General features: G+C 58.3%; 22 protein-coding genes and 1 pseudogene. 4 read left to right on the top strand and 19 right to left on the bottom strand.

What is annotated here, in order from left to right; genetic code table 11:
• Both DMP05_RS09820 and DMP05_RS04940 read left to right on the top strand, forming a co-directional pair.
• Window positions 1–205 (top strand): annotated as a pseudogene (locus DMP05_RS09820) (IS30 family transposase); the annotation flags it as partial.
• A 252-nt stretch (window positions 206–457) separates the two neighbouring features.
• The gene (locus tag DMP05_RS04940; protein WP_123219425.1) at window positions 458–1,444 is read left to right on the top strand and encodes an MBL fold metallo-hydrolase; all 987 of its coding nucleotides are present in this window, start codon (window positions 458–460) and stop codon (window positions 1,442–1,444) included.
• A gap of 251 nt (window positions 1,445–1,695) precedes the next feature.
• Here the strand turns inward: DMP05_RS04940 and DMP05_RS04935 are convergent, their stop codons facing one another.
• The 13 genes from DMP05_RS04935 to rpe all read right to left on the bottom strand — a co-directional run bounded on the left by DMP05_RS04935 (window position 1,696) and on the right by rpe (window position 13,380).
• Window positions 1,696–2,256 (bottom strand): YceD family protein, encoded by a 561-nt coding sequence (locus DMP05_RS04935; protein WP_244595048.1) that lies wholly within the window; start codon window positions 2,254–2,256, stop codon window positions 1,696–1,698.
• Between the two features lie 11 nt (window positions 2,257–2,267).
• Window positions 2,268–2,735: an ATP synthase subunit B family protein gene (locus tag DMP05_RS04930; protein ID WP_114615077.1), complete on the bottom strand. Its 468-nt coding sequence runs from the start codon at window positions 2,733–2,735 to the stop codon at window positions 2,268–2,270.
• Between the two features lie 117 nt (window positions 2,736–2,852).
• On the bottom strand, window positions 2,853–3,332 hold the full coding sequence (gene coaD, locus DMP05_RS04925) for a pantetheine-phosphate adenylyltransferase (protein ID WP_114615076.1): 480 nt from the start codon (window positions 3,330–3,332) through the stop codon (window positions 2,853–2,855).
• 42 nt (window positions 3,333–3,374) lie between these two features.
• Entirely contained in the window at window positions 3,375–3,974 is a 600-nt protein-coding gene (gene rsmD, locus DMP05_RS04920) for a 16S rRNA (guanine(966)-N(2))-methyltransferase RsmD (protein WP_123219423.1), read from the bottom strand.
• The gene (locus DMP05_RS04915; protein ID WP_123219422.1) at window positions 3,971–6,196 is read right to left on the bottom strand and encodes an ATP-dependent DNA helicase RecG; all 2,226 of its coding nucleotides are present in this window, start codon (window positions 6,194–6,196) and stop codon (window positions 3,971–3,973) included. Before DMP05_RS04915 ends, rsmD begins: the two co-directional genes overlap by 4 nt.
• Window positions 6,197–6,211: 15 nt before the next feature.
• Complete coding sequence (locus DMP05_RS04910; protein ID WP_123219421.1) at window positions 6,212–7,849, bottom strand: DAK2 domain-containing protein; 1,638 nt, start codon at window positions 7,847–7,849, stop codon at window positions 6,212–6,214.
• 39 nt (window positions 7,850–7,888) lie between these two features.
• A complete protein-coding gene (locus DMP05_RS04905) occupies window positions 7,889–8,236 on the bottom strand; it encodes an Asp23/Gls24 family envelope stress response protein (RefSeq protein WP_114615072.1) in 348 nt (115 codons plus the stop codon).
• 144 nt (window positions 8,237–8,380) lie between these two features.
• Window positions 8,381–8,569 carry a 50S ribosomal protein L28 gene (gene rpmB / locus DMP05_RS04900; RefSeq protein ID WP_114615071.1) on the bottom strand — a complete coding sequence of 63 codons (189 nt, stop codon included), beginning with the start codon at window positions 8,567–8,569 and terminating at the stop codon, window positions 8,381–8,383.
• A 308-nt stretch (window positions 8,570–8,877) separates the two neighbouring features.
• Window positions 8,878–9,615, bottom strand: a complete 738-nt coding sequence (locus DMP05_RS04895; RefSeq protein ID WP_123219420.1) for a zinc ribbon domain-containing protein — start codon at window positions 9,613–9,615, stop codon at window positions 8,878–8,880.
• Complete coding sequence (locus DMP05_RS04890; RefSeq protein WP_123219419.1) at window positions 9,615–10,523, bottom strand: Nif3-like dinuclear metal center hexameric protein; 909 nt, start codon at window positions 10,521–10,523, stop codon at window positions 9,615–9,617. The genes DMP05_RS04895 and DMP05_RS04890 overlap by 1 nt, the downstream gene beginning before the upstream one ends.
• Before the next feature lie 127 nt (window positions 10,524–10,650).
• A complete protein-coding gene (locus DMP05_RS04885) occupies window positions 10,651–11,457 on the bottom strand; it encodes a histidinol-phosphatase (RefSeq protein ID WP_123219418.1) in 807 nt (268 codons plus the stop codon).
• Window positions 11,454–12,644 carry a cysteine desulfurase family protein gene (locus tag DMP05_RS04880; protein WP_123219417.1) on the bottom strand — a complete coding sequence of 397 codons (1,191 nt, stop codon included), beginning with the start codon at window positions 12,642–12,644 and terminating at the stop codon, window positions 11,454–11,456. Before DMP05_RS04880 ends, DMP05_RS04885 begins: the two co-directional genes overlap by 4 nt.
• A 7-nt stretch (window positions 12,645–12,651) precedes the next feature.
• Entirely contained in the window at window positions 12,652–13,380 is a 729-nt protein-coding gene (rpe, locus tag DMP05_RS04875) for a ribulose-phosphate 3-epimerase (RefSeq protein WP_123219438.1), read from the bottom strand.
• Between the two features lie 110 nt (window positions 13,381–13,490).
• Between rpe and DMP05_RS04870 the strand changes: the two genes are divergently transcribed.
• Window positions 13,491–13,973 (top strand): methylated-DNA--[protein]-cysteine S-methyltransferase, encoded by a 483-nt coding sequence (locus DMP05_RS04870; RefSeq protein ID WP_114615066.1) that lies wholly within the window; start codon window positions 13,491–13,493, stop codon window positions 13,971–13,973.
• A gap of 228 nt (window positions 13,974–14,201) precedes the next feature.
• Here DMP05_RS04870 and DMP05_RS04865 read toward each other — a convergent pair whose 3' ends face one another.
• From DMP05_RS04865 to DMP05_RS04840, 6 genes are all read right to left on the bottom strand, one after another.
• The gene (locus DMP05_RS04865) at window positions 14,202–16,388 is read right to left on the bottom strand and encodes a transcription antitermination factor NusB (RefSeq protein WP_123219416.1); all 2,187 of its coding nucleotides are present in this window, start codon (window positions 16,386–16,388) and stop codon (window positions 14,202–14,204) included.
• Window positions 16,389–17,342, bottom strand: coding sequence for a methionyl-tRNA formyltransferase (fmt, locus tag DMP05_RS04860; RefSeq protein WP_123219415.1), 954 nt, complete (start codon window positions 17,340–17,342; stop codon window positions 16,389–16,391).
• A gap of 27 nt (window positions 17,343–17,369) precedes the next feature.
• Window positions 17,370–17,912 (bottom strand): peptide deformylase, encoded by a 543-nt coding sequence (gene def, locus DMP05_RS04855; protein ID WP_123219414.1) that lies wholly within the window; start codon window positions 17,910–17,912, stop codon window positions 17,370–17,372.
• 228 nt (window positions 17,913–18,140) lie between these two features.
• Window positions 18,141–20,264, bottom strand: coding sequence for a replication restart helicase PriA (gene priA / locus DMP05_RS04850; protein ID WP_123219413.1), 2,124 nt, complete (start codon window positions 20,262–20,264; stop codon window positions 18,141–18,143).
• Window positions 20,265–20,355: 91 nt separating this feature from the next.
• Complete coding sequence (gene metK, locus DMP05_RS04845; RefSeq protein WP_123219412.1) at window positions 20,356–21,618, bottom strand: methionine adenosyltransferase; 1,263 nt, start codon at window positions 21,616–21,618, stop codon at window positions 20,356–20,358.
• 201 nt (window positions 21,619–21,819) lie between these two features.
• On the bottom strand, window positions 21,820–23,271 hold the full coding sequence (locus tag DMP05_RS04840; protein ID WP_123219411.1) for a radical SAM/SPASM domain-containing protein: 1,452 nt from the start codon (window positions 23,269–23,271) through the stop codon (window positions 21,820–21,822).
• A 215-nt stretch (window positions 23,272–23,486) separates the two neighbouring features.
• Between DMP05_RS04840 and DMP05_RS04835 the strand changes: the two genes are divergently transcribed.
• Complete coding sequence (locus tag DMP05_RS04835) at window positions 23,487–24,083, top strand: TetR/AcrR family transcriptional regulator (protein WP_123219410.1); 597 nt, start codon at window positions 23,487–23,489, stop codon at window positions 24,081–24,083.
• The last annotated feature ends 15 nt before the right edge of the window (window positions 24,084–24,098 follow it).

The following is a 24,098-nucleotide window of genomic DNA, read 5'->3' as shown; positions in this document are numbered from 1 at the left end:
GATGTCGCAGCTCAACTCCGAGCCGAGGCCGTCCCTGGGCGGCATGTGCGCCATCGACATGCTGCTGGCGGCGCTCGGCGCCGACGGGCGCGAGCTGCTCGACGCGCTCGGCGTCGAGAAGGTCCCCTACGAGGAGCTGAACATGACGGCCGAGGCGATAGAGGCAGACCGCAGGCGCCGCGGCGAGGGGCCGCTGGTGCCGTAGCGGGCGGCCGGCAAACCGAATAGGCGGGGCCCTCCAGCCCGTCCGGATGAGTCCGAAAACCGACCCGGGCGGGCCGGCGGAGCCGTGCCCAAAACTCAGCCGAACGCCGCGATCGACCGAGATTGGAGCCATATCGACCTGGGAAGACGCAGGACGGGCGTTTGCACGCCCGTCCTGCTAACTGCGAAAACGCCGGTTACGGCACGAGTGTTCGGCTAACAATGAAAATCAACCTATCGAAAGGGGTCTCACGTGGCGGACAACCAACATTCATGCGAAATCGCACCAGGCATTTTCCTTATCAAGGTGCCCCTGCCCGAAAACCCACTCAAGCAGCTGAATTCCTACTTAATCCTCGATGAAGACCGTCCCGCGCTCGTGGACGTCGGCTTCAACCGCATAGAGTGCGAGCAGGTATTGCGCCGAGCCCTCGATGATTTTGGCCTCGACTTCCAAGACATCGATGTGCTTGCGACACACAGCCACCCCGATCACGTGGGCAACCTCGATCGCATTTGGCGTCCGAGTATGCGCGTATACGCCCATATGCATTCATTCGAAGAGCCGCGCATCATGAATAAGCTGCAGAGCAGCACGTTTTTGCCCATCGTCGATGCGGTGACCCTGTGCGCCGAATCGCAACGCCAGCCCTCGCGCGTATTCTCGACCGACCTTTCCGCCGTGAAGGGCGACTACCCCGTGACCTATCTGAAAGATGGCGACATCTTCCGCCGCGGAAACTACCGCTTCCAAGTCATCGAAACGCCTGGCCACCATATGACGCATATCTGCCTCTATGACGAGGCATCGAAAATTATGCTCACGGGCGACCATGTGCTCGAGCGCATCACCCCGAACATCTCGTCATTCATGCTCGAGACCGACGAGCTCGGCGACTTCCTTGCGAGTTTGCGGAAGGTACGCGACTACGACGTGAAATTGGCGCTCCCCGGCCACGGAGAGCCCTTCAGCGGGCTTGCGCGACGCGTAGACGAGCTCATCGCCCACCACAAGGCGCGCCTTACCGAAATGGAAGACCTTGTGCGCGCCGGCCATCACGACATCATCGACATCACGAGCAGCGCGAGCTGGAAATACCCCAATTGGGAAAGCTGGGCAATGGAGCAGAAGTTCTTCTCCCTCGGCGAAACGCTCGCCCATCTCGTGCATGCCGTGCATTGCGGGACGATACGCATGATTATTGAAGGCGAAGTCGTCGAATTCTACCTCGCGGAATAACGAGAAGGTTTCGTTTCGCTATACACGAACAAGCTTGGTCACGGCGGTTCTGCCTTGCGGCGGCCTCCCCAAGGGCCGTCTGAGTTCATGCATGCTTTTATTCAAAAGCTAAACGAAGCCAGGCGAGCGCATAGTGAGCGCAGCGAACGGTAGCGAGCCGTGGCCTTGGGGAAGCCGCCGCAAGGTAGAACCGCTCGCCCAAATATCCAACAAAGGCGCATAGAAAGAAGGACGCTTACGCGTCCTTCTTTCTATTCGAACTTGAAATTCTTAAGCGCGGCGAATTGACTCGGCTTGCCGGAATCGGTTCGCACGACATCGTCCTCGACGGGCTTGCAGCCGCAAGGGCCGTCGTTGAGGTTCGCGCCGCATTGCGGGCACAAACCCTTGCAGTCTTCAGCACACAACGGCACATAAGGCAAATCGACCAGCACGGCAGCCCTGAGGATAGGCTCGAAATCGAGCTGATTGCTCTCGGGAAGATAGTCGAACTCGTCTTCATCCATATCTTCGGGCGCTTCCGATTCGCCCGGAATAATAAGATAGGCCTCAAGCTCGCCATTCACATCGTATTCGACTTCGTCGAGGCAGCGAGAGCATTCGGTCGCAACAACGCCGGTGATGGAGCCCGTAACAAGCAAGGCACCGCCAACATTGCTCACAAAAGCGTTCCACTGCATGGTGCCAACCGTTTTGTAATGGTCGGGGCCGAAGTCAAACTCGCCCATGTCATAGGTTCCCTCGAAAGAAGAGCTCTCCGCCGGGGCGAAGAGCTCTGCAGGAACGTCTATGACCAGCGGATTATTTTCCACGGTCGCAGCCATTAGCGGCCGATTCCCTGGTTGTTCAAGCGATCGCGGCAACGGCGAACGCTCGTGATAAGCGTATCGAGGCTCTGCTCGACGTGGCCAAACACCTCGTCAGCGTAGTCTTCGGCGCCAGCGCGCGTCTGACGCTCGAGCTCGCGGGCGTCGGCCATGATGGTGTCGGCCTGCTGCTGCGCGATGCGCACGATTTCCTGCTCGCTGGCAATCGTCATAGCCTGGCTGCGAGCGTCTTCGATGAGGCGAGAGCTCTCGGCTTCCGCGTCGTCGAGGAGGCTCTGGCGCTCACGAACGATTTGGCGCGCCTGCGCGAATTCGCCCGGGAACGTATCGCGAATTTCATCCATAATCTCAAAAGCCGCGGTAATGTCGACTTGACGAAGATTGTTCTTGCCGAACACCGGTTTCGAATCCTCAAGAAGGATAGAGAGTTCCTCAATGAGACCGAGAACTCCTGTTTCGTCCATTGCATCCCTTTCATGCCTGCTGCGAATATGCTGCATTTCAATACACTGCGGAAGGCCGCAGGTTGCTTTCATTGCAATCGATAAGATACTTGGCACCTTATCGCAAGTCAAACTATTCTAGCATGAAAAACGAGCGCGCAAGGCTTTCTCCACACCAGGCGTCACAAGCTCAGAAATATTGCCATGGAACGAAGCGATTTCGCGCACGATGGAGCTCGACAGGTACATATATTGCGGCGGAGACATGATGAACACGGTCTCGATTGAATCATTCAAGCGATAATTCGCCGCGGTCATTTGGAATTCGTATTCGAAATCGGTAATGGCGCGCAGGCCTTTCACGACGAACTTGCAGTCGATTTCCTCGGCGAAATGCACGAGCAAGTCGTCAAAGCCCACAACCGAGACATTGTCCAGGTGGGCCGTGGCTTCCTTCGCGAGCGCGACGCGCTCTTCGAGCGTGAACAAGGGGCGCTTTTTGTCGCTTTTCGCAACGCCAACAATAACCTCGTCAAACATCTGAGATGCGCGGGCAATGACGTCGATGTGCCCATTGGTAATAGGGTCGAATGTACCCGGAACCAACGCTCTTCTCACGATAATCCTCCTTATATGGGAAACGCATTCCCTTCCACTGCGTTATTCCGCAGGCTCAACGTCTTCCTGAAACGAAAACAGCACGAAGCCAACCTTGGACTTGCCAAAGATTTTGTTCGCATGAATCTCAACGGACTCGCCCGTTTGCTCGATGAAACCCGCTACGTCAACCTTCGAATGGTGCTCGTAGGTTATCACTGCATCGGGCGCGAGCATACCACGCTCACGCAACGTTTGGACGAACGCCCACACTTCTTCGGTAGGATACGCATACGGAGGATCCAAAATCACGATGTCGAAAGGCGCACCGTACACGGGCGGCGTGGCAAGCACATCGGCCTGGCGAACGCGAGCGCGCTCCTGCGAAAGCTTCAACATATCGATATTGGAGCGCAATGCTTCGAGAGCAGCCTTGTCGCGTTCGAAAAACACCGCCGATTCGGCACCGCGCGAGAGACATTCGATGCCAAGGGCGCCGCTGCCCGCAAATGCATCGAGCACATGCGCGCCTTCGAGCGAGCCATAGGCCGAAATGAGCGAGCTTATGAACGATTCCTTCACGCGATCGGTAGTCGGTCGCGTATCCATTCCCGTGGGGGCTTTAAGGTTTCTGCCCTTGAAATCTCCTGCGATAACCCTCATCGCACGCCTCCTTTTTTCGCTGTGTGCGTCTTTCGCTGCGCTTCAGCGGAAAACACCGCATCCACTTCGCGCAGATAAAGCTTTGATTCAAGCGTATTCGCACGAACCTGAGTTTCCATATATTCACGCGCGTCGGCGTGAGCGGCCTCGATCACGGCCCCGTCGCGAACCACGTTCACGAGCTTGAGCACCGAGGCGCCATGTTGGCGATTGCCTAAAATATCGCCTTCGCGGCGAAGTGACAAGTCATATTCGGCGAGCTTGAAGCCATCTTCGGTTTTCTCCATAGCCGAAAGGCGCTCGCATGCCGCCTTATCGCCCGTGGCTGAAATCAAACACATGAAACCGGGTTTTTCACCGCGGCCCACGCGTCCACGCAACTGATGAAGCTGAGAAAGGCCGAATTTATCAGCGTCTTCCACAATCATCACCGTTGCATTGGGCACGTCAACGCCGACCTCGATGACCGTCGTGCTCACAAGCACATCAATCTCGCCTGCACGGAAGCGCTCCATGACCTCGCGCTTCGCCGCCGCCTTCATGCGACCGTGCAAAAGCCCCACCCTATACGCCGAAAATGTTTTCGCTTGCAGGAATTTCGCCTGAGCCTCGGCCGCCTTCGAGTCATCGCCCGAGAAATCGTCGAACGAATCGATATACACCGGCTCGTCCTGCTCTCCGGCGGTTCCGGAATAGCCGAAACGCGAGCGCTCTTTAGGGCGCGGCCCAGAAGCTTGCGCAGCCGCGCCGCCCTGAGAGCCGACCAAGGGGCACACGATATAAGCTTGCTCTCCCCTTTTACATGCCTCAAGCGCCACGTCGTAAGCGCGGCCACGCTCGCGAAAGCCATACACCTTCGTCGTGCGTGGCGGGCGCTCGAAGGGAATCTCGCGCAAATACGACTGCGTCATAGAGCCATACAGCGCCAGGGCGAGCGTGCGAGGAATGGGCGTCGCGGTCATTTCGAGCACATCGCACGCCGCACCCTTCGCCATAAGGGCTTCACGCTGGTCAACGCCGAAACGTTGCTCCTCATCAATAATCACGAGCCCGCAATTGCGGCACACCACATCGTCCACAAGCAGCGCATGCGTGCCAAAGCACACCGAAATCGAGCCCGAGGCCAAACCTTCGAGAATCGCCTCGCGTTCTGAAGCGGGCGTCGAACCCGTAAGCTTCGCCCAGGTCACGCCCGATTTTTCGAGAAGGGGTCCCAAGCCTTGCGCATATTGGTCGACGAGCACCTCAGTGGGGCCCATCATGAGAGCCTGCTCACCAGAATCGGCCGCCATAACGAGCGCAAACGCCGCCACCATGGTTTTGCCCGTACCCACATCGCCCAAAAGCATATGGCGCATGCGCTCGGGGGCCGCCATGCGCTGCGAGATATCGGCAACCGCGCGCTGTTGGTCGCCCGTCAAAGAGAAGGGCAAATGTTCCTCAAACGCCCTGCGGGCCGGGCCGTCAACGACGTGCGTGCGCGGCGAAGCATCACCGAGTTCCGCCTGCGCCTGCTGCATCAAATGCATTTCAAGCGCAAGCACTTCCTCATACACCAAACGACGGCGTGCCTGGGCTTGCTCGGCCATATCGACGGGGAAATGAATCGCGCGCAATGCTTCCGCACGCGGCATAAGGCGATACTTCGCGCGAAGCGAAGCAGGCAGCGGATCGTACACGCGCCCGAGCTGAGAGAGCGCCCCACGCACGATGCGACGCATTTGGCCTTGCGGCACCTTCTCGGATGCGGCATGCACAGGAATCACCTGACCGGTGACTTCTTCGACGTTGTCGCCATCGACCTTATCGAGGAAAGGCATAGTCATGCGCAAGAAACCGTAGTTGAACTCAACTTTGCCCGCAACGCTTACACGCATGCCGGGGGTAAGCGTTTTCACAAGCCAGGGCTGCTTGAAAAACGTGACGATAAGCGTACCCGTGCCATCGACGAGCGTGACTTCCACCAGATCGAACTTCGGCTTGGGGCGCTTGAGAACAGCCTCATGCACCGTAGCGACAATAGTGGCATTTTCGCCAATGCGCGCCTGTCCGATGGTGCAGATATTCGACATATCAAGGTAACGCTTGGGGTAATGCGCAAGCACGTCACGAATTGTCGTGGCTCCAAAACGCGACAAAGCCGCCGCCCTGCCCGACGAAACGCCCGGAATAGAAGTCACGGGTGCGTCGAGAGCCAGGGTGGCGGCCAAGCGGTCAGACATGATGCAGTTGTTGCGCTACTCGAGCGAGAACACGACGGGGTAAAGCGCCTGCTCGCCGCGATGCGGGTCAATCTCAAGGTCTTCGTAGGCCTCTTCGATGCGAGCGACCAGCGCCTCAAGGTCTTCGTCGCTGAAATCTTCGCCAGCAAGAATGGTCATGGTATCGGCGTCGTCGGCCTCCATGGTTTCAAGCAACGCGAGCACAACGTCGGAAACGTCGGAGCCAACGGCTTCAATGGAGCCATCGGCAATGCCAATGACGTCGCCATCTTTGATGGGATTGCCGTGGGCGTCTTTCGAGTCTTTGATGGCATGGGTGACTTCGCCGGTTTTCACCTCGGCGAAAGCCTCCGTCATGGCTTCGACGTTTTCTTCGAGCGAAGCTTCGCCATCGAAGCCGAACATCGCAGAGAACGCCTGCGGCACGCTCGTGGTGGCAACGACTGCGCATGGCTTCTCGGAAACCTCGACACAGGCCTGAGCAGCCATGATGATATTCTTGTTGTTGGGCAGAATAACGACCGAGTCGGCGTTGACCTTGTTGACGGCAGCAAGGATGTCGGCCGTAGACGGGTTCATGGTTTGACCGCCGGAAATAACGACATCGACACCGAGGGATTCGAAAATCTTGGCCGTGCCAGAGCCGGGAGCCACAGCAACGACGCCAAGCGGCTTGTGCTCTGCCTCGAGCTGCGCCTCGATTTTCTCGTTGCGCTCGTCGCTTTGCAGCTTCATGTTGTGGACATGCACTTCAGAGATCTGGCAATCGTGCGTAAGGAACCAGCCCAGAACCTGGTCGGGGCGGTTGGAATGCACGTGCACCTTGAAGTTGGGGTGCATGCCGACCATGAGGTCGCAGTCGCCCATGGTAGGCAGGAAGTCTTTCGCAGCATCAACGTCAATCGTGTTGGAATGCACGAGGAATTCGGTGCAGTAACGGAACGCGGAATCGACATCCCAGTCGTCAATCTGCTCGATTTCCGCCTTCGGAGCAGGACGAGACATCGCGAGCGCGTCGCCAGCGAAGCCCTCCTTGCCCGTGAGGGTTGCGGCGAACGCGTCGATGAGAATAGCCAGGCCAAAGCCGCCAGCGTCGACGACGCCGTTCTCTTTCAGCACAGGCAGAAACTCGGGCGTGCGCTGCACCGATTCATATGCGCCGTTCACGATGAAGTCGAGCGCCTCTTCGGTGCTGAGCTTCTTCTTGCGAGCCTTCTTCGCGGCGGCCGCGGTATCTTTGATTACGGTAAGAATGGTGCCCTCAACCGGTTTGCGCACGGCCTGGAACGCCACTTCGGTCGCGCGGGCGAAGCAAGAATCGAGAGACGCGGTGGTAATGCCCTCTTCTTCGAAGCCCTCAAATCCCTCGCACAAGCCGCGCAGAATCTGCGACGTAATAACGCCGGAATTGCCGCGGGCGCCCATGAGCGCACCCGTGGTGATGGTCTTGCGAATTTCCGCACTCGAAGCGCCAATCGGAAGCTTCGCAAGGTTGTCGACGACCATTTGCATGGTGAGCGACATGTTCGTGCCGGTGTCGCCATCGGGCACGGGGAACACATTGAGGCGGTTGACCTCGTCTTTGCGGTCGGAAAGCGCCTTTTGGGCAGCAGCGATCGCGTTCAGAACTTCATGCGTAGAATAGTTGCTCATATTAGGTGGTGTCTCCTCGATGACCTTTAGCAAAGCTCGCTATTTGCGAACTTTGATGCCCTGAACGTGCACTTCAATGCCATCGAGCGGCACCTGCGCAAACTCATTGAGCACATAGGTAACGTTGTCGATAAGGTTCTGCGAAACGACGGTGATGTTGGTGCCGTATTCGATAACCACATACAAATCGACGTGAATGCCAGCCTCGCGGGGCGTCACGATAACGCCGCGGCGCAGGCGGTTGGCGGGAAGAATCTTCGCGATGCCGTCTTGCAAAGAAGGCGCTGCCATGCCAACGACGCCGTAGCAGCCGAGGGCGGCGGTACCAGCGAGGTCGGCCAGCACGTCGTTAGATACGTGAAGATTGCCGGAAATCTTTTGCGTCATGAATCGTCCTTTCCCACGACTGCGAGACAAACGTTAAGTATACCCGTTTCAGCGCAGGCGCGGTGATACTTTGATACTCAAAGTACTCTTGCACACAAAAAAGCCCGCAGAAGCGGGCTTTTGCGTTTGTGCAGTTGTCGCGCTTTAGCCGCGGACGACCTTGCCGGCCTTCATGCAAGAAGTGCAGACATTCATCTTGCGGGACTTGCCGTCAACGACGACGGAAACCTTCTGAATGTTCGGACGGAAGGTACGATTGGTTACGCGGTGGGAGTGGCTGATGCTGCGACCGGCCACGGGGTGCTTACCGCAAATTTCACAAACCTGGGACATTTCTCTCACTCCATTACTTCAGATAATCTCTGATTACAGGCAAAAAAGCTTGATTACTATAACACACGATTAGAGGTCACACAAGAAAAGTTATGACTTCTTGTGTTCTGTGTCGAAAACGTGAACGGCAACCTACAAACGGTTTCCGATTCGCATCCGATCGGCTCGCGCTCGCGAGCAAAAACCAGGCCCGCACGAACGAGGATGCATCCCTGATGTTTTGAAACCCGGGAACCTGTTAAACGCTACGAGCATTTAACAGGTTCCGATAGCAAAAAAGCCAAGGTTGAAGGCCATGCAACGAACGCCTAGCCGCGATACTTCTTATCGACGACCATAAGGCGGCCGCAACTCGGGCATACCGAAAGCGGAGACTCGGCACGAAGCCCCAACACGCGACTGTGGTCGAACGTCGTGCGGCATACCGTGCAAGCATTTTCGTTCAAGGCGGAAAGCGCCACCCCGCCCTTCGCCTTCGCAATGCGCTCGTAAGTCGCAAGCAGTTTTGAGTCGTTGACGAATGCAACCATGCGATCGCGTTCAGGCTTGAACTGGTTCACCCTCGCCAGAATCTCACCGCCCTTCGCGCGGTATTCGGCGATGAGCTTTTCCTCTTTCGCACACAGCGAAACCTCAATGGTGTCGATTTCGCCCTCGAGTTTCTCCATTTGAGCGAGCTTTTCTTTGTAGCCAGCGATTTCATCGACGAGTGTGTCGCGACGCTTTTGGTAGCCCGAAAGCTCCTTGCTGTGCAGCGTAATGGAGCGGTAGTCACCGCCCGCCGTATCGATAAGGTCTTGCGCCACCTTTGATTTGCGCGCCAAATCGGCATCTTCGCCCTCGGCGTGCGCAAGCTGAGTTTGCGTATCTTTATGCATGCCCACAATGGTGCGGCGTTTTTCGGCTAGCGCCGCCTTCTTATGGCGCACGTCGAGAATCGCCATTTTCTGGGGAAGCTCGTCGAGTTGCTTGTTCAGTCGCGCGCATTCCGAATCGATCGTCTGAAGCTTCAACAGCGCCGCGATTTGCTCTTGGGTTACCTGCACTAGACCCTCCTCGTTTCGGGATGCTGCCACGCATCGTTTTGATCGAGCAACGTTATCTTCTCACGTGCAACGCCCACGCGAGCGCACGATTCGGCGAGAATTCGCGCAAAAGGCAATTCCGACACATCGTGGCCAAGCTCAATGATGCACAGGCCCTGCTGCGACGCCTCAAGCGCGGCATGGTATTTCACTTCGCCGCACACAAGCACGTCAATCCCGCGCTTCACGCACTCGGAAGCCGCATCGCCGGCGCCGCCCGTCCACGTGCATACCGTGGAAAGAGACGTATCCATGGCGCCCCACACGCGCGGTGCCCGACCGAACACCGCCATGCAACGAGCCGATAGGTCGCCGAGCGTGAGGCCCTCGCTGGCATCGACGGCACAGATTTGACCATAGCCGAGCGATTCGTCGCGAGCAAGCGGCTCAAGCACAGTCGAGGGCTTCAAGCGCAGCATGCCCGGTAGCATAGATTGCGCAGGCGCACTCACATCGAGCGCCGTGTGCCAATTCGCAAGCGCCACACCCAAGCGCGCCGCTTCGAACACCACTGAACCCGGCACGCAGGCACGAGCCGAAAGCGGCATGAACTCATCGGGAGCGTCGAGAAACGCAGGATGATGCGTCACGAGCACGTTCGCGCCGAGCTGCGCGGCTTCGCGAACGGCAGGCACCGTAGGGTCGAGCGCACAGGCCACGCCTTCGATTTTTGCCGAAGGGTCGCCCACGAGCAGGCCGGTTCGATCCCATGGTTCGGCGTCGGCCGGCGGAAACATGCGATTCAGAGCCGAGACGAGCTCGCCCACCAACGCAAGAGCCTGCGTGCCCTTTTCCGCAAGAGGCCCACGGCCCACATGGCGCAGCCCCCGCTGTTCCTCATCAATCTCGTATTCCTCTTCATTCGCCATAATCGGCCTCCTTGTCTTTCGAGCCGTATTGGTTATTCGCACCTGTTAAATGCTCGTAGCGTTTAACAGGTCGTAAGCACGTGCCAGGCGCTATAAAGAAGTCGCCTCGAAAGGCGGCTCGTCAACATCACAAATCAACCATGCGCACACCACGGCCACGCGCAGGAACGGCGAGCTGCGTATAGCCGGCAGCACGCATGTAATCGTAAGCGCGTTCGATATCGCGCGCGATGTGCTCCTTGCAATGCGCGTCGGTTCCCACCGTGCACGCAACGCCCTCGGCGCGAAACGCCTGCAAAAGCGACGGCGATGGATAGTACTCGGCGCACTCGGCATACGCGCCCGAGGTATTCACCTCGACCATGCGCCCACCCTCGCGCGCCGCTCGAGCCATACGCTCATACAAAGGCTCGAGATCGAATTCGGGCTTCGGGCTGAACTTCTTCACCACGTCGGCGTGCGCCATCACGGTAAACGGCATGTCGCTTTTCGCAGCCTCGCACCAAAGCTCGACATAACGGTTCCAGAACGCTTCAAGGTCAACCGACTTCCAACGCGACATATTCTTATGGCTCACCATAAGCCAACGGTCAACGAAATGAATCGAGCCGAGCACAACGTCGAACCGGTCAAAATCGCTCGCATGCAAAGCGCGCGTTTCGTCTTTGCCAAGCCAATCGAGCTCACAGCCCAAAAGCACGTCGATATCGTCGCGTTTCTGCTGCTCCCGCACAGCGTCAATATAGGCCTCAAGCCGCTCTGCCGGCATGGTGGAGCGCTTCGACGGGTCGAGCTCATCGGGAATAGGATAATGCTCCGTCGCCGCCATATGGGCAATGCCTGCATCGACCGCCGCTTGCACCATGTCGCCGAGCTGATCTTTGGCATGATTGCAGAACGTGGAGTGCGTGTGCATCGTTATGAGCTCGGTCATGCAATCGCCTCCTTGAACGCTTCGAAGAATGCATCTATGTCGGCTTGCGTGTTTTCCACGCCAATCGATACGCGCAGCTCGCCTTGGGCAAGGTTGCGTTCGACGCCGAGGGCGGAAAGCACGTGCGAAGGATCGAGGCTCCCCGATGCGCAGGCCGAGCCGCCCGAAATGCAGATACCGCGCATGTCGAGCTGCAAAATAAGCGTTTGGCTCTCGAAGCCGCGCACGCATACATTCACAATGTTGGGCAAGAACTCTTCGCTGCCACAAGGCACGCAAACCGACGGCACCACGCGTTTAATGGCGCCCAAACGCGCGTACAAATCGTCGCGCATGGCACGGGCGCGCGCCGCATAAGCAGGCTGCTCAGCCACAGCGAACTCAATGGCCGCCGCAGCACCTGCGATGCCGCACACGTTCTGCGTGCCGCTGCGACGCCCATTTTCCTGACCGCCACCAGGCAGATACGCCACGTAGGGCGTTTTCGCCGCAAGATAGAGCACGCCAACACCCTTCGGACCGCCCACTTTGTGCGCAGAAAACGAAGCCGCATCGACACCCCAGCCCTTCAGATCGACGGGAATTTTCCCAAGCGCCTGAACGGCGTCGACGTGAAACAGCGCGCCGGCGGCATGAGCCACGCTGCACAACTCGGCCACAGGTTCGATGGTGCCCACTTCGTTGTTGGCAGCCATAACGCTTACCACCAGGGTGTTTTCATCAACCACGCGCTTCAGTGCTTCAGGCGTTACCCTGCCCAAACCATCGTTGTCGACAAGCTCGAACTCGAAGCCGAGCGCGCGTAACATATGGCTCGTTTCGAGAACAGCCTCATGCTCGATGCGCGAGGTCACCACCTTGAACGGCCCATGCTTGCCCGCCAAACGAGCCCTTTCGCGCGCGCCAAGCGCCATGCCCACGATTGCCGAATTGTCCGATTCGGTAGCGCCGCCTGTGAATATGATTTCGTCGGGACGATGGGCCTTCAGGGCGCGAGCCACGCGAGCACGCGCGTCTTCGAGCACGGAGAACGCCTCGCGGCCAATGGAGTGAAGCGAGTTCGCATTGCCGAAAGGCGCCTGCGCTCCCGACTCCATATAAGGCGCCATGGCCTTTGCGGCCGCATCGCACAATGGCGTGGTTGCCGCGTTGTCCAAATATATGCGCTTGGTTTGCATTGCCTGCATGCCCCTTTTATGCCTGCACGTCGTTTGTCCACGGAGCCACGAAACCGTTTTTCTTGGCCTCGGCGGCGACCGCCTTCATTTCCGCAATCGCAGCCGCGCGGTCGGACGCGCCGAACACGCCGCTGCCCGCAACAAGCACGTCACAGCCCGCCGCGCACACTGCGCGCGTTGGGTCGTTCGCCTTCAAGCCGCCATCGACCTCGATGAGCGGCGAGACGCCCGCCTCACGAGCCATCTCAACGATACGGGCAACCTTGGCCTCGGTTCCTTGGATATAGCTCTGGCCAGAAAAGCCCGGGAACACGCTCATGGGCAGCACCATGTCGAGCTTCGCGATGTAAGGCTTGATGAGCTCGACATCGTAATCGGGCTTCATGGCGATGGCGGCCTTGCAGCCGGCGTCGTGAATCATATCGATTGCCAAATCAAACTGGCCGGCATCGGCGTTGAGCGCCTCAGCATGCACCGTGACGATATCGGGCGTATGCTCCAGATACCAGGGAAGCTGTTCGAGCGGGTTGGAAATCATCAAGTGCACGTCGAGCGGCAGCTTCGTGATCTTCTTCAAGCCGGCGACAAACGGCACGCCGAGCGTAAGGTTCGGCACAAAATGACCGTCCATGACGTCAACATGCACGAAGGCGGCACCGCCTTCTTCGATTTCGGCCACATCACGGGCCATATTCATGAAGTCGGCGGACAGAATTGATGGTGCGATTTTCGGCTCGGTGAACACATTGGCTCCTTGCATGCATGAATTTCGGGCGAGGCCCCTGCCTTTTCATTCATTCTAACGCAGCCGCAGCGCTTGCCGCCTATAATCGAAGAACACACGAAAGGATGACCATGCAACGCTGCACGAACTATTTTGTATACGCCATGCCCATGGGGCGACTGAGCATCGCCGCCGACGAGGCGGGCATTTGCGCGATTGCTTTTGGCGACGTTGCACACGATGGCCCGCGCCGCCCGAGCGCGCTTACGAACAAGGCGGCTACGCAACTGCAGGAATATTTCGCAGGCAAGCGCCGTTTCTTCGATATTCCCCTCTCGCCACACGGAACCGAATTCCAGCTCAAGGTATGGAAAGCCCTTGAAACCATTCCCTATGGCCAAACGCGCACGTACGCGGAAATCGCCGAAATGGTTGGCAGCCCTAAAGGCTTTCGCGCGGTAGGGCTCGCCAACAACAAAAACCCACTGCCCATTGTGGTGCCGTGCCACCGCGTTATTGGAGCCGATGGCAAGCTCGTGGGCTACGCGGGCGGAGTGAAAATCAAGAAATACCTACTCGATCTCGAGGGCATCGATACCTCGAAAATGAAATAGGTCAAGCAACGCGAAAACGAGCGATTCGATCAAAGCAAGACCGCAAAGGGCATCACGCGCGGTATTCGAACCCGACACGCACCGCCGAAAGACGGTATGCGCATGCCCGATGAGCTCCGAACGAACGTCAACCTCGCGTATTGCCCATGCGAAGAAGCCTACAGAACAAGAAAAGAGCCCCGATTGGGGCTCTCTTCTTGTGAGTTCGCGTTCAAGCGCGTCAATTCGTTATGCGCGGCGGCGCAGGCGCGCGGCGTAATGGGCGTCGGGGCCGTTCGTCGTGAGCGTGGTTTGCACCTGCTCCTCAATTTCGAACTGCTCGCCGAACTTCGTCTTCAGGAAGCGCTCGACAACCTGCTCGTTTTCCTCAGGGAAAACGGTGCAGGTAGCATAGGTGATAACGCCGCCCGGCTTCACCATCTTGGTCGCCTCAATGAGCAAGTCAAGATTAATGGAGGCCATGCTGGTGATATCTTCGGGCTTCAAGCGCCAACGAATCTCGGGGTGGCGACGCAGCGTGCCCACACCCGAGCACGGAGCATCGAGCAGCACGGCGTCAAAGCTTGCCTCGGGCAGCTTTTGCGAAAGAGTGCGCGCGTCGGCCGTGAGAGGCTCAACCGTGTCAATGCCATACGCGGCACAGCGTTCGCCAAGAATCTTGCCCTTGAACTCATGGTCGTCGACCGAGGTCATAGGCACGCAATGGCCAAATGCGCGATGCGCGGCGCTCTGGAGCAGAATGGTCTTCGTGCCACGGCCAGAGCCAATTTCGAGGAAGCTTGCGGGCTCTTCGGCAGGCATGGCCAACTGCGCCACGGTTTGCGCACCCTCGTCGGACACGAGCAGCTCGCCAGCCTCGAACAGCGCTCGCACGTCGGCGCTGCGCAGCGAACGAGCCTCCTTCACGCGATAGCAACCCTGCACGTCTTCCGACGCCTCAAGCAGCGAACCGGCCTGGTCAAAAGCCTCTTCGATCTGCTCGAAATCGCCCTTCACGGAATTCACGGCGATAAACACCGGAGCATCGGTGTTGCAGGCATGCATGAATGCGGTCGCCTTCGGCAGCGTCATTTCGTTCATGAGACGCTTGGCGAGCCACATCGGGAAGGCCTGCGAACGAGCAAGCACCTGCAGGCTCAGGTTCGGGTTGCCAAACGGGAACGTTTTCGCGCTTTCCGACATGCGGCGCAGCACGGCGTTAGCAAGGCCGCCCGCCTTGGGGGCAACGGAGCACACGAGCTCAACGCCCTGGTCAACAACTACATAGGCGGGCTTGTCGAGGAACAACAGCTCATAGGCGCTCACGCGCATAGCGTCGCGAACGACCTCGTCGATGTCGTTCGGGGTTTTCATGTTGCGGTTAATGAACTCGTCGAGCGTGCCGACCGTCGCAGTCACGCCACGCGCGATTTTCGTGGCGAACGCAGCATCTTCAGGGGAAATACCTTGGAATTTGGCGAGCACGGCAGGCGTGACTTCGGCAACATAGGCGTTGCGCTCACGCACCACGCGACCGATGGCGCAGGCAGCCTGGCGAGCAGGCGTCACATGCACTTGGCCCTTAGGCTTGCGGTAACCGCCGCCCGTGCCGCGATAGCCTTCGCCCTTGCGACGATGTTCGCGGTATTCGCTGCGAGGAGCATCATCGTCAACCTGGGCGTCGAGGCGGTCGTCATCGCGGCGCGGCTTGAAGCCACGCTTGTCGTCGTCGAAGCGCTTTTTCGGGCGGTCGCCGAAACGACGGTCCCCACGACCCTCGAACTTGCCGCCATCGCGCTTGTCAAAGCGGCAGTCGTCGCGCCTGTCGCCATCGAAGGAGCGCTCACGCTTCGGACCGCGATCGTCGCGGTCGAACTTACGGCCTTCACGGTCGAACTTGCGCTCGTCCTGCTCGAACTTACGCTCGTCACGGCTGAAGTCTTTCTTGTAGCCGCCCTTCTTGAAATCATGATCGCCGTCGCGACGATCGCCGCGAGGCTTGCGGTCGAAGTCGCGGCCGCCCTTGTAGCCGCCACGGTCGCCATCGCGGTCGAATTTACGCTCACCGTCGTGCTTCTTGTAGCCGCCACGATTATCGTCGCGCTTGAAATCGCGCTTCGGGCCTCGATTGTCGCGGTCAAACTTACGGCCTTCACCGCGATCGTCGCGATTGCCACGGCCTTTGTAGCCGCCCTGAGGCTTGCCGCCCTTGTAGCCGCCACGATTATCGTCGCGATCGAATTTGCGCTCGCCGTCGCGCTTCTTGTAGCCGCCCTGGCCCTTCGAGCCACGGAAGCCGCCTTTGTCGCCGTTGCCGCGTCCGCGAGAGTCGCCGCCCTTGCCGCGGTATCCGCCGTTGGCGTGGCCGTTGCCGCCGCGGTTGTTGTTCGGTCGGTTGCCGCGAGAATCTCCTGCGCCCTTGTTATCGTATGCCATTTACAATGTCTCCCACTCAATCTCGCCCGACTTGATGTTCTGCACGCCCGCAGCGAACGAACGAGCATCCATTTCCTTTTTCCCGTCAGGCTTTATTTCCAAAATCTCGAAAACGCCGTCGGCGCATCCGAGGAACAACCGTTTTTGCGCGAACAACACCTTGCCCTGCGCAAGGCCCGATGCGGCCTCGAAGCATGAATCGTCTTGCGAAAGCGCTGCCGCGGAAAGCACCGTGACGCCTTTGCCCGCGATGGAGCACTTCGAAGGGTGCTGCACGCCCGATGCCTGCACATGGCGAAGGTTCTCGACGCACTCGATCGCGGGGTTCAGATTCAACTCACCTTTTTCGATTTTGGGCGCCCACGTAGCATCTTCCTCAGCCTGCTTGACCCAACGCTGTACGCCATGCTCCACATCGTAGAGGGCCGAAAGCAGTGCATACGCGCCTTTGTCGGCAAGTTCGCCCGTCAAACGCTCGGCATTCATGCCCGCGATTTGGCAAGAACGGCAAATGCAGTAATCGCCCGTATCAAGACCTGCCTCCATGCGCATGATGCACACACCCGCCTCGTCGTCGCCATTCAGAATGGCGCGCTCGATGGGGGCCGCGCCGCGATACTTCGGCAGAAGCGACGCGTGCACGTTCAAGCAACCATACTTCGGAATGTCGAGCACAGCCTGCGGCAGAATCATGCCGTACGCGGCGACGCAAATAACGTCGGGATCGAGGGCGCGAAGGCGTTCGACTTCAACTTCGTCGCGAAGCGTGCGGGGTTCGAACACCGGAATATTCGCGCCAAGAGCGACTTCCTTCACCGGAGACGGCACGAGCTTCTTGCCACGGCCGCGCACCGCATCGGCGCGCGTGTACACGGCGACGACATCGTGCTGTTCCTTCAGCTCGATAAGAATGCTCGCCGCAAAATCGGGGGTTCCCATGAACACAACGCGCATGGAATCACCGCCTTTCGAAAGTGTTTGCTAGTCGATGCTCGTTTCACCCGGCTTGGCGCCTGCCGCTCGCGCGATCTCATAATCGCGCAGCGCCTTGAGGCGTGCAGCGGGCGCAGCGCTTTCGAACAGCGTTTTGCCGTTCAAATGGTCGATTTCATGCTGCAGGCAGCGACCGAGCAGGCCGTCGCCTTCGATGATGTAGTCTTCGCCGTCGAAGTCGGTGAATTTCACCACGGCGTATTCTCGGCGGCATTCAGGCACAGAAATGCCAGGGCATGAAAGGCAGCCCTCTTCTTCAGTAACCAATTCGCCTTTGAGTTCAAGAATTTTAGGATTGATGAGCGTGATGGGGTCTTGGCGGCCATCTTCCTGGTCGCAGTCAATCACGATGATGCGCTTAAGCACGCCCACCTGCGGTGCGGCAATGCCGCAGCCGTTGTTCTTGTACATCGTTTTCGCCATTTGCTTCGCGAGCTTCTTCAAGCTCTTGTCTTTGATGTCGCACTCCTCGCACACCTGGCGAAGAATGGGGTCGGGGTATTCCACCACCGGGAGCGTGTCAAAAGCCATATTCAGTTCCTTTTATCGAAAGGGCCACGAATCAGGCCCCGTTTCAACAAGCAAAGTTTGCAGTCGAGAGTATATCAAAGAGTGACAGCTGGGCCGACAAATGCGCAGATGGTACACACAAATACGCGGACGGCGGCAATAGAGGACACATGCGCGCTTGGCAAGTGGCCGATTGGGCGCTCTGCCACGTTACCCCAGCGCGACGCACTGGGGCAGAGTTCGCGCCAACTACAGTAAGCTGTACGGGTCAACGTCCACGGCGACATTGACTTTCTTGTTCGCGCGTCGCTTGCGAATCACCGGTTCGGCGAGCTTTGAGATGTCGGCCCCTGCAGGCGCCTTGATTAAAATGTGCCAGCGGTGTTGGCCGCGCAGCTTATCAATGGCGCACGGGGCCGCGCCCAGGCTCTGCCAGCCATCGCCCACAATATCGTCAATCTGCTCCTGCACGCGCTTCGCCAGCACTTCGGCTTCGGCGCGCACGGCCCCCTCTTCGGTGCCCCATACCAAAATATTCGCCAAGCGCGCATACGGCGGGTACCCGAGCATCTTGCGTTTCGGAAGTTCGTCGGCAAGAAAACGCTTACGATCGTAATGCGCAGCTGCAAGAATGGCCATCGCGTCGTGCATATAGGTTTGCACGAGCACGCGGCCCTCGAAGTGCCCGCGGCCCGCACGGCCTGCAACCTGCTCCACCAAGTCGAACGTGCGTTCCGCCGAGCGGAAATCGGGCAAGCGCAGCTGCGTGTCAGCGTTGATCACGCCCACGAGCACGACATCGTCGAAATCGAGACCCTTCGCAATCATCTGCGTACCCAAAAGCACCGCCGCACCGGGCTGGCCAAATTCGGCGAGCAGCTTTTCATGCGCATCGCGCGTCGCAGTGGTGTCGGAGTCCATGCGCACCACGCGCGGAAGCGGCCGGCCCGTTGCGCTCGCGTGGTCGTCGAGTATGCGTCGCAGCTCCATCTCCACACGCTGCGTTCCCGCACCGAACTTCTTCAAATAGGGACTTCCACACACCGGGCACGTTACAGGTGCCTGAGAGGTTTTGCCGCAATGGTGGCACACGAGCTTTCGGCCCACTTCGTGATAGGTCAGCGAAACCGAGCACGTAGTGCATTCGGGCACATAGCCGCAATCGCGACACAGCAAGAAGTTCGCGAATCCGCGCTGATTGAGCATGAGCACGACTTTGCGGCCCGCATCGACCGCGGCGAACAGGTTTTCCTGCAGCTCTTTAGCGAACATGGAACGAGAGCCGCGGCCGAATTCCTTCGCCATGTCGATAATGCGCACCTCGGGCATAGGCTTGCCATTCGCGCGCGTCGGAAGTACCACGCGATGCCACATATCGTCGACCTTGCAGCGGCACAGCGTCTCGATCGAAGGAGTCGCGCTGCCCAGCACAAGCGCGGCGCCTGTGCGCTGAGCCATCCATGCGGCCACATCGCGCGCGTGGTAGCGCGGCGCGCTTTCCTGCTTATAGGTACTTTCGTGCTCTTCGTCGATAATGATGAGGCCAAGCGTTGCCATAGGACAAAAGAGCGCACTTCTCGCACCCACGACCACGCGTTTTTTGCCTAGGCGCACCGCTTCCCACTGGTCAAAGCGCTCGCCCGCCGTCATGCGCGAGTGCATAACGGCCACGGTATCGCCGAAGCGGCCCTCGAAGCGCGACACCGTTTGAGGAGTGAGCGCAATTTCAGGTACGAGCACAATGGCGCCACGCCCCAACTCGAGCGCATGGCGAATCGCACGCAGGTACACCTCGGTTTTGCCCGACCCCGTCACGCCATCGACCACGCACGTCTCGCCGGCACAGCGGTCAATGCACGCATCGACGCACGTAAGCGCCGCCGCCTGGCCTTCGGTGAGCGCAAAGCCTTCACGCGCCTCGGCGGCCTCGGCGATGTCTTCATCGAGCGGCACAGGAGCCTCAGCTTCGCCCTTCTTCTTTCTGCGCCGCGCAGGCTTTTGTAACTCCCACATATCGCCGCGTTTCACGACCTTCGGCGCACGGCCCACGGGCGTGAGCAAATGCACACACGCGCTGAGGGGCGCCACGTATTCATGGGCGATAAATTGGACGAGTGCTGCGCCGTCTTCGTCGAAGTACGGCGAAGAAAGCACCGAGAGCAGCGGCTTGAGACGCGAAACCGAGGTAGGATCAATTTCGGAATCGGGCCGCTCACAAACCTCCATAACGTAGCCGATCGCGCGGCGCGCGCTGAATTCGACAAGCACGGCGCAACCCACTTCTACGCCGACCATATCGGCGGGAACTACGTAGGTGTAGAGGCTGTCGAGCGACTGGGTTTGTATGTCCAAAACTAAGGAAACGGTTCTCATGCAAGCGAGTATATAAGAAAAGCGAGCCCCGGATGAGACTCGCTTTCAAAATACAACATATGTTCGTGTTTGCGAAATGCGCGCGGGCGAACTACTCCAGGCCGCATGCCTTGCGCAGCGCCTCGGCCTTGTCGCGACGCTCCCACGTGAACTCGGGAAGTTCGCGGCCAAAGTGGCCATAATTGCTGGTAAGACGATAAATTGGGCGGCGAAGGTCGAGTGCGTCGATAATCGCAGCCGGGCGCAGGTCAAAGACCTCAGACACAGCCTTCTCGATATCGGCCACAGGCACATGCTCGGTGCCGAAAGTGTCGACCATGATGCTCACTGGGCGAGCCATGCCAATGGCGTAGGCGATTTGCACTTCGCAGCGATCGGCCAGGCCAGCCGCCACGACGTTTTTGGCGACCCAACGCGCCGCGTATGCTGCGGAGCGGTCGACCTTCGTGCAATCTTTGCCCGAAAACGCGCCGCCACCATGGCGGCCCATGCCGCCGTAGGTGTCGACGATAATCTTGCGACCCGTGAGGCCCGTGTCGCCCATGGGGCCACCGATGACGAAACGACCCGTGGGATTCACATAGATATCCATGTCGCTTGCGGCCTTCAGGCCTTCAGCGGCAAGCACGGGGTTAATCACATGCTCGATAAGCGCGGCCTCGAGCTGGTCATGCTCAACGCCCTCGTCATGCTGAGTGGAAATGAGCACCTTCTCGACAGCTTCGGGCTTGCCATCGACATAGCGGACCGAAACCTGGGTTTTGCCGTCGGGGCGAAGGAACGGAAGCGTACCGTTCTTGCGAACCTCGGTCAAACGCTCAGAGAGGCGATGCGCCAGATAAATGGGCATCGGCATGAGCGTGCTCGTTTCGTTGCAGGCGTAGCCGAACACCATGCCCTGGTCGCCCGCACCGGTTTCGTCTTCCTTATCGGCGGCTTCGCCGTGCTGGGCCTCCCAGCTTTCATCAACGCCCTGCGCGATATCGGGGCTCTGGCTGTGAATGGCGTTGATTACGCCGCAGGTGTCGCAGTCGAAGCCATACTTTGCGCGGTCGTAGCCGATGGAGCGAACAACGTCACGCACAATGGTGTCGACGTCGACGTAGGCCTGCGTACGAATTTCGCCCGTCACGAACACCGTGCCCGTCGTGGCAACGGTTTCGCACGCGCAGCGAACCTGCGACACGTCGGCAGGCTTTCCGCTCGGCGAAATATAGCCGGCTTTTTCGAGCTCGATTTCTTTAGCGAGAATCGCGTCCAGAATGGCATCAGAAACCTGGTCGCACAGCTTGTCGGGATGACCCTCGGTCACCGACTCGGACGTGAACAGGTAGGTAGCATTCTCGTTGGACATTCAGAATTCCTTTCTTCATCGCTGTTGGCGGGACCACCGTGGGTGTTGCCCCCGGTTGGTACCGGGATCGACGAGCCAACCCTCTTCCCCGGATCTTGATAAATACTGGTGCGACTTGCGCACAAGGTACACATAGTAGCCGAAATCGACAGCACGGCGAACCAGGCCGCCTACGCACACGAGAACGACACGAACAGGCGATTATGAACGCAGGCCACCGTTGTAATGCAGCGTTCGGCCTTCTTTCTGCAAGCGTTCGAACTTGCGCATGTCGGCCTCGGCCATGCCCTGAGTTTTCGTCATGCGCTTGCCATGCATGGGATCACGCGGGTCGTTCCACAAACGCTTGGCCACAGGCGCCCATTCCTCGCTGAACGCCTTGGTTTTCGAGCAGAGCTCTTCGGCGGTTTCCTCGTGCTGCAAATCGGTCGATTTCGCTCCGGAACGAGTGACCATTTCGGCGAGCATGCCCGAATTCTCCAGAATGGGACACGGGCGCAGGTAGTTGCCGTCGAAAGGCTGCTCATAGTAGTACTCCATGAAAATGGGCGAACGCAGCGCGTCGAGCAGGCTTACGTCATGGATGTTCGCATTCGAGTAGTGCGCGAACACGCACGGTTCCACGTCACCGGCAGCATTGATATGCAAATAACGGCGCCCGCCAGCAATGCAGCCGCCCACGAATTCGCCGTCGTCTTGGAAGTCGAGCGTGAACAGGGGCTTCGTCTGGCGCATCTCACGCACGAAGTTGTACAGGTGCTCGCGCTGAGCGGCGTTGGGAATAAGGTCGGGCGTGGAACCGTGGCCAACAGGCATGAACGAGAAGATCCACGCGAACAATGCGCCCTGGTCAATAAGCCAATCGAAGTATTCTTCAGACGCAATGGAGCTCGCATTCTGAGCGGTATAGCAGCATGAAACACCGAACGGAAGGCCGTGCTCGCGAAGCAGCGCCATGGCCTTCGACACCTTCTGGAACACGCCTTCACCGCGGCGAGCATCAGTGGCTTCCTCGAAGCCTTCAGCCGAAATTGCAGGCACGAAGTTCGCTACGCGAATCATGTCTTGGCAAAACGCCTCGTCGATAAGCGTGGCGTTCGTAAAGCAGAGGAACGCACAATCGGGATGTGCCTCGCACAGCTTGATGAGGTCGTGTTTGCGCACCAAGGGCTCGCCGCCCGTATAGATAAACACGTGCGTTCCCAAGGCTTTGCCCTGTTCGATGATAGAGTCGATGTCGTCGTAGCTCAAGTTGAGCTTATGACCGTATTCCGCAGCCCAGCAACCCGTGCAATGCAGGTTGCACGCGCTCGTGGGATCGAGCAGAATCGCCCACGGAATGTTGCACTGGTATTTGTCGCGATTCTTCTCTTGCTCGCCCCACACCATGAGGTTCGAGTCAATCAAAAACGATTTCACCAGGCGATTTCGCACGTCGGGGTTTAAATGGGCAATTTTCATGAGCAGCTGATACCAGTTGTTCTTCTCATCGATCGCATTACGAAATGCCTCGCGTTGCGAAGGGAAAAGGTTGCGAGGAGCGGCCTTGTCGACCATCTCCATCGCCTTTGGAAACCTTGTTTCAGGGTCTTCAAACAGGTAATCAACCATTTTGCACAATGCTGCATGTTTCACGGAATCCAAAGCGACCATAACATTCCCCTTTTCTCGCTGCGTTTTAGCGACGTGGCGCTTCAATGTTTTTTCTACATGTGTGGTTTTATGCCCATATGTGCATTATTATGAATTGAAGCAAAGGGGGCAATTGCCAGTATTGCTACAGGTGGCGCATAAGCAACAGAGGCTTTTAATTTGGGGTTAACTTTACCGAATTGTTGATTTCGGGTTCAAAGGGGGCGCAAGGAAATATGGAGCAGGAAAGCGGCACGAAGAAGATCGACCGGCGCGTATTGAAAACCAGCCAAGCAATAGAGGAGGCCTTGGCGAGTCTCATCCTGAAAACCGACTACGACAAAATCACCGTAAGCGCTTTGGCGAAAGAAGCCAACATCAATCGCAAAACGTTCTATCTGCACTACGACTCAGTCGACGACGTGCTCGACACCATGACGAAACGGCACGCGCAAAAAACCATGGATCGCATTAAGGCAAGCGGAGTTTTGGACACCGTGCCGCTCGATATCGATGGCGTTGCGCACGAGATTGGTGAAAGCTATCGCCAAACGCGCCTGTTCAACCCAATATTCATGGAAAAGCTTCCCATTAAGCACCTTATTTCGGCTATGACGCCCTATTGGGTCGAAGCCATTAAGCGCGAACGCGCGGCGCACGGCCTTAAGCCCCTGGAAAACACCGAGTACTATGCACGCTTCATTCTGGGCGGCATGTTCGAAGCTTATGAAAGCTGGTACAACTCGGGCGACGACGTGCCTTTTAACGAAATCGCCCGAATCGTCGCAAAAGCAATGACCCGAGGCGTCAATGGAATCTTGGAGGCGGAATAACCTGTTAAATGCTAC

Source organism: Slackia isoflavoniconvertens, from assembly GCF_003725955.1.
Lineage (GTDB): Bacteria > Actinomycetota > Coriobacteriia > Coriobacteriales > Eggerthellaceae > Slackia > Slackia isoflavoniconvertens.
Note: the sequence above shows the minus strand (reverse complement) of the source record. Positions and strands in the feature narration are given on the sequence as shown.

Coding starts and splice junctions, on each gene's coding strand:
- DMP05_RS04930 (WP_114615077.1), bottom strand. CDS start 2,735: ATGGACGAAACAGGAGTTCTCGGTCTCATTGAGGAACTCTCTATCCTT.
- rsmD (WP_123219423.1), bottom strand. CDS start 3,974: ATGAGGGTTATCGCAGGAGATTTCAAGGGCAGAAACCTTAAAGCCCCC.
- DMP05_RS04915 (WP_123219422.1), bottom strand. CDS start 6,196: ATGTCTGACCGCTTGGCCGCCACCCTGGCTCTCGACGCACCCGTGACT.
- DMP05_RS04910 (WP_123219421.1), bottom strand. CDS start 7,849: ATGAGCAACTATTCTACGCATGAAGTTCTGAACGCGATCGCTGCTGCC.
- DMP05_RS04905 (WP_114615072.1), bottom strand. CDS start 8,236: ATGACGCAAAAGATTTCCGGCAATCTTCACGTATCTAACGACGTGCTG.
- rpmB (WP_114615071.1), bottom strand. CDS start 8,569: ATGTCCCAGGTTTGTGAAATTTGCGGTAAGCACCCCGTGGCCGGTCGC.
- DMP05_RS04890 (WP_123219419.1), bottom strand. CDS start 10,523: ATGGCGAATGAAGAGGAATACGAGATTGATGAGGAACAGCGGGGGCTG.
- DMP05_RS04885 (WP_123219418.1), bottom strand. CDS start 11,457: ATGACCGAGCTCATAACGATGCACACGCACTCCACGTTCTGCAATCAT.
- DMP05_RS04880 (WP_123219417.1), bottom strand. CDS start 12,644: ATGCAGGCAATGCAAACCAAGCGCATATATTTGGACAACGCGGCAACC.
- DMP05_RS04870 (WP_114615066.1), top strand. CDS start 13,491: ATGCAACGCTGCACGAACTATTTTGTATACGCCATGCCCATGGGGCGA.
- DMP05_RS04865 (WP_123219416.1), bottom strand. CDS start 16,388: ATGGCATACGATAACAAGGGCGCAGGAGATTCTCGCGGCAACCGACCG.
- fmt (WP_123219415.1), bottom strand. CDS start 17,342: ATGCGCGTTGTGTTCATGGGAACCCCCGATTTTGCGGCGAGCATTCTT.
- def (WP_123219414.1), bottom strand. CDS start 17,912: ATGGCTTTTGACACGCTCCCGGTGGTGGAATACCCCGACCCCATTCTT.
- priA (WP_123219413.1), bottom strand. CDS start 20,264: ATGAGAACCGTTTCCTTAGTTTTGGACATACAAACCCAGTCGCTCGAC.
- metK (WP_123219412.1), bottom strand. CDS start 21,618: ATGTCCAACGAGAATGCTACCTACCTGTTCACGTCCGAGTCGGTGACC.
- DMP05_RS04840 (WP_123219411.1), bottom strand. CDS start 23,271: ATGGTCGCTTTGGATTCCGTGAAACATGCAGCATTGTGCAAAATGGTT.
- DMP05_RS04835 (WP_123219410.1), top strand. CDS start 23,487: ATGGAGCAGGAAAGCGGCACGAAGAAGATCGACCGGCGCGTATTGAAA.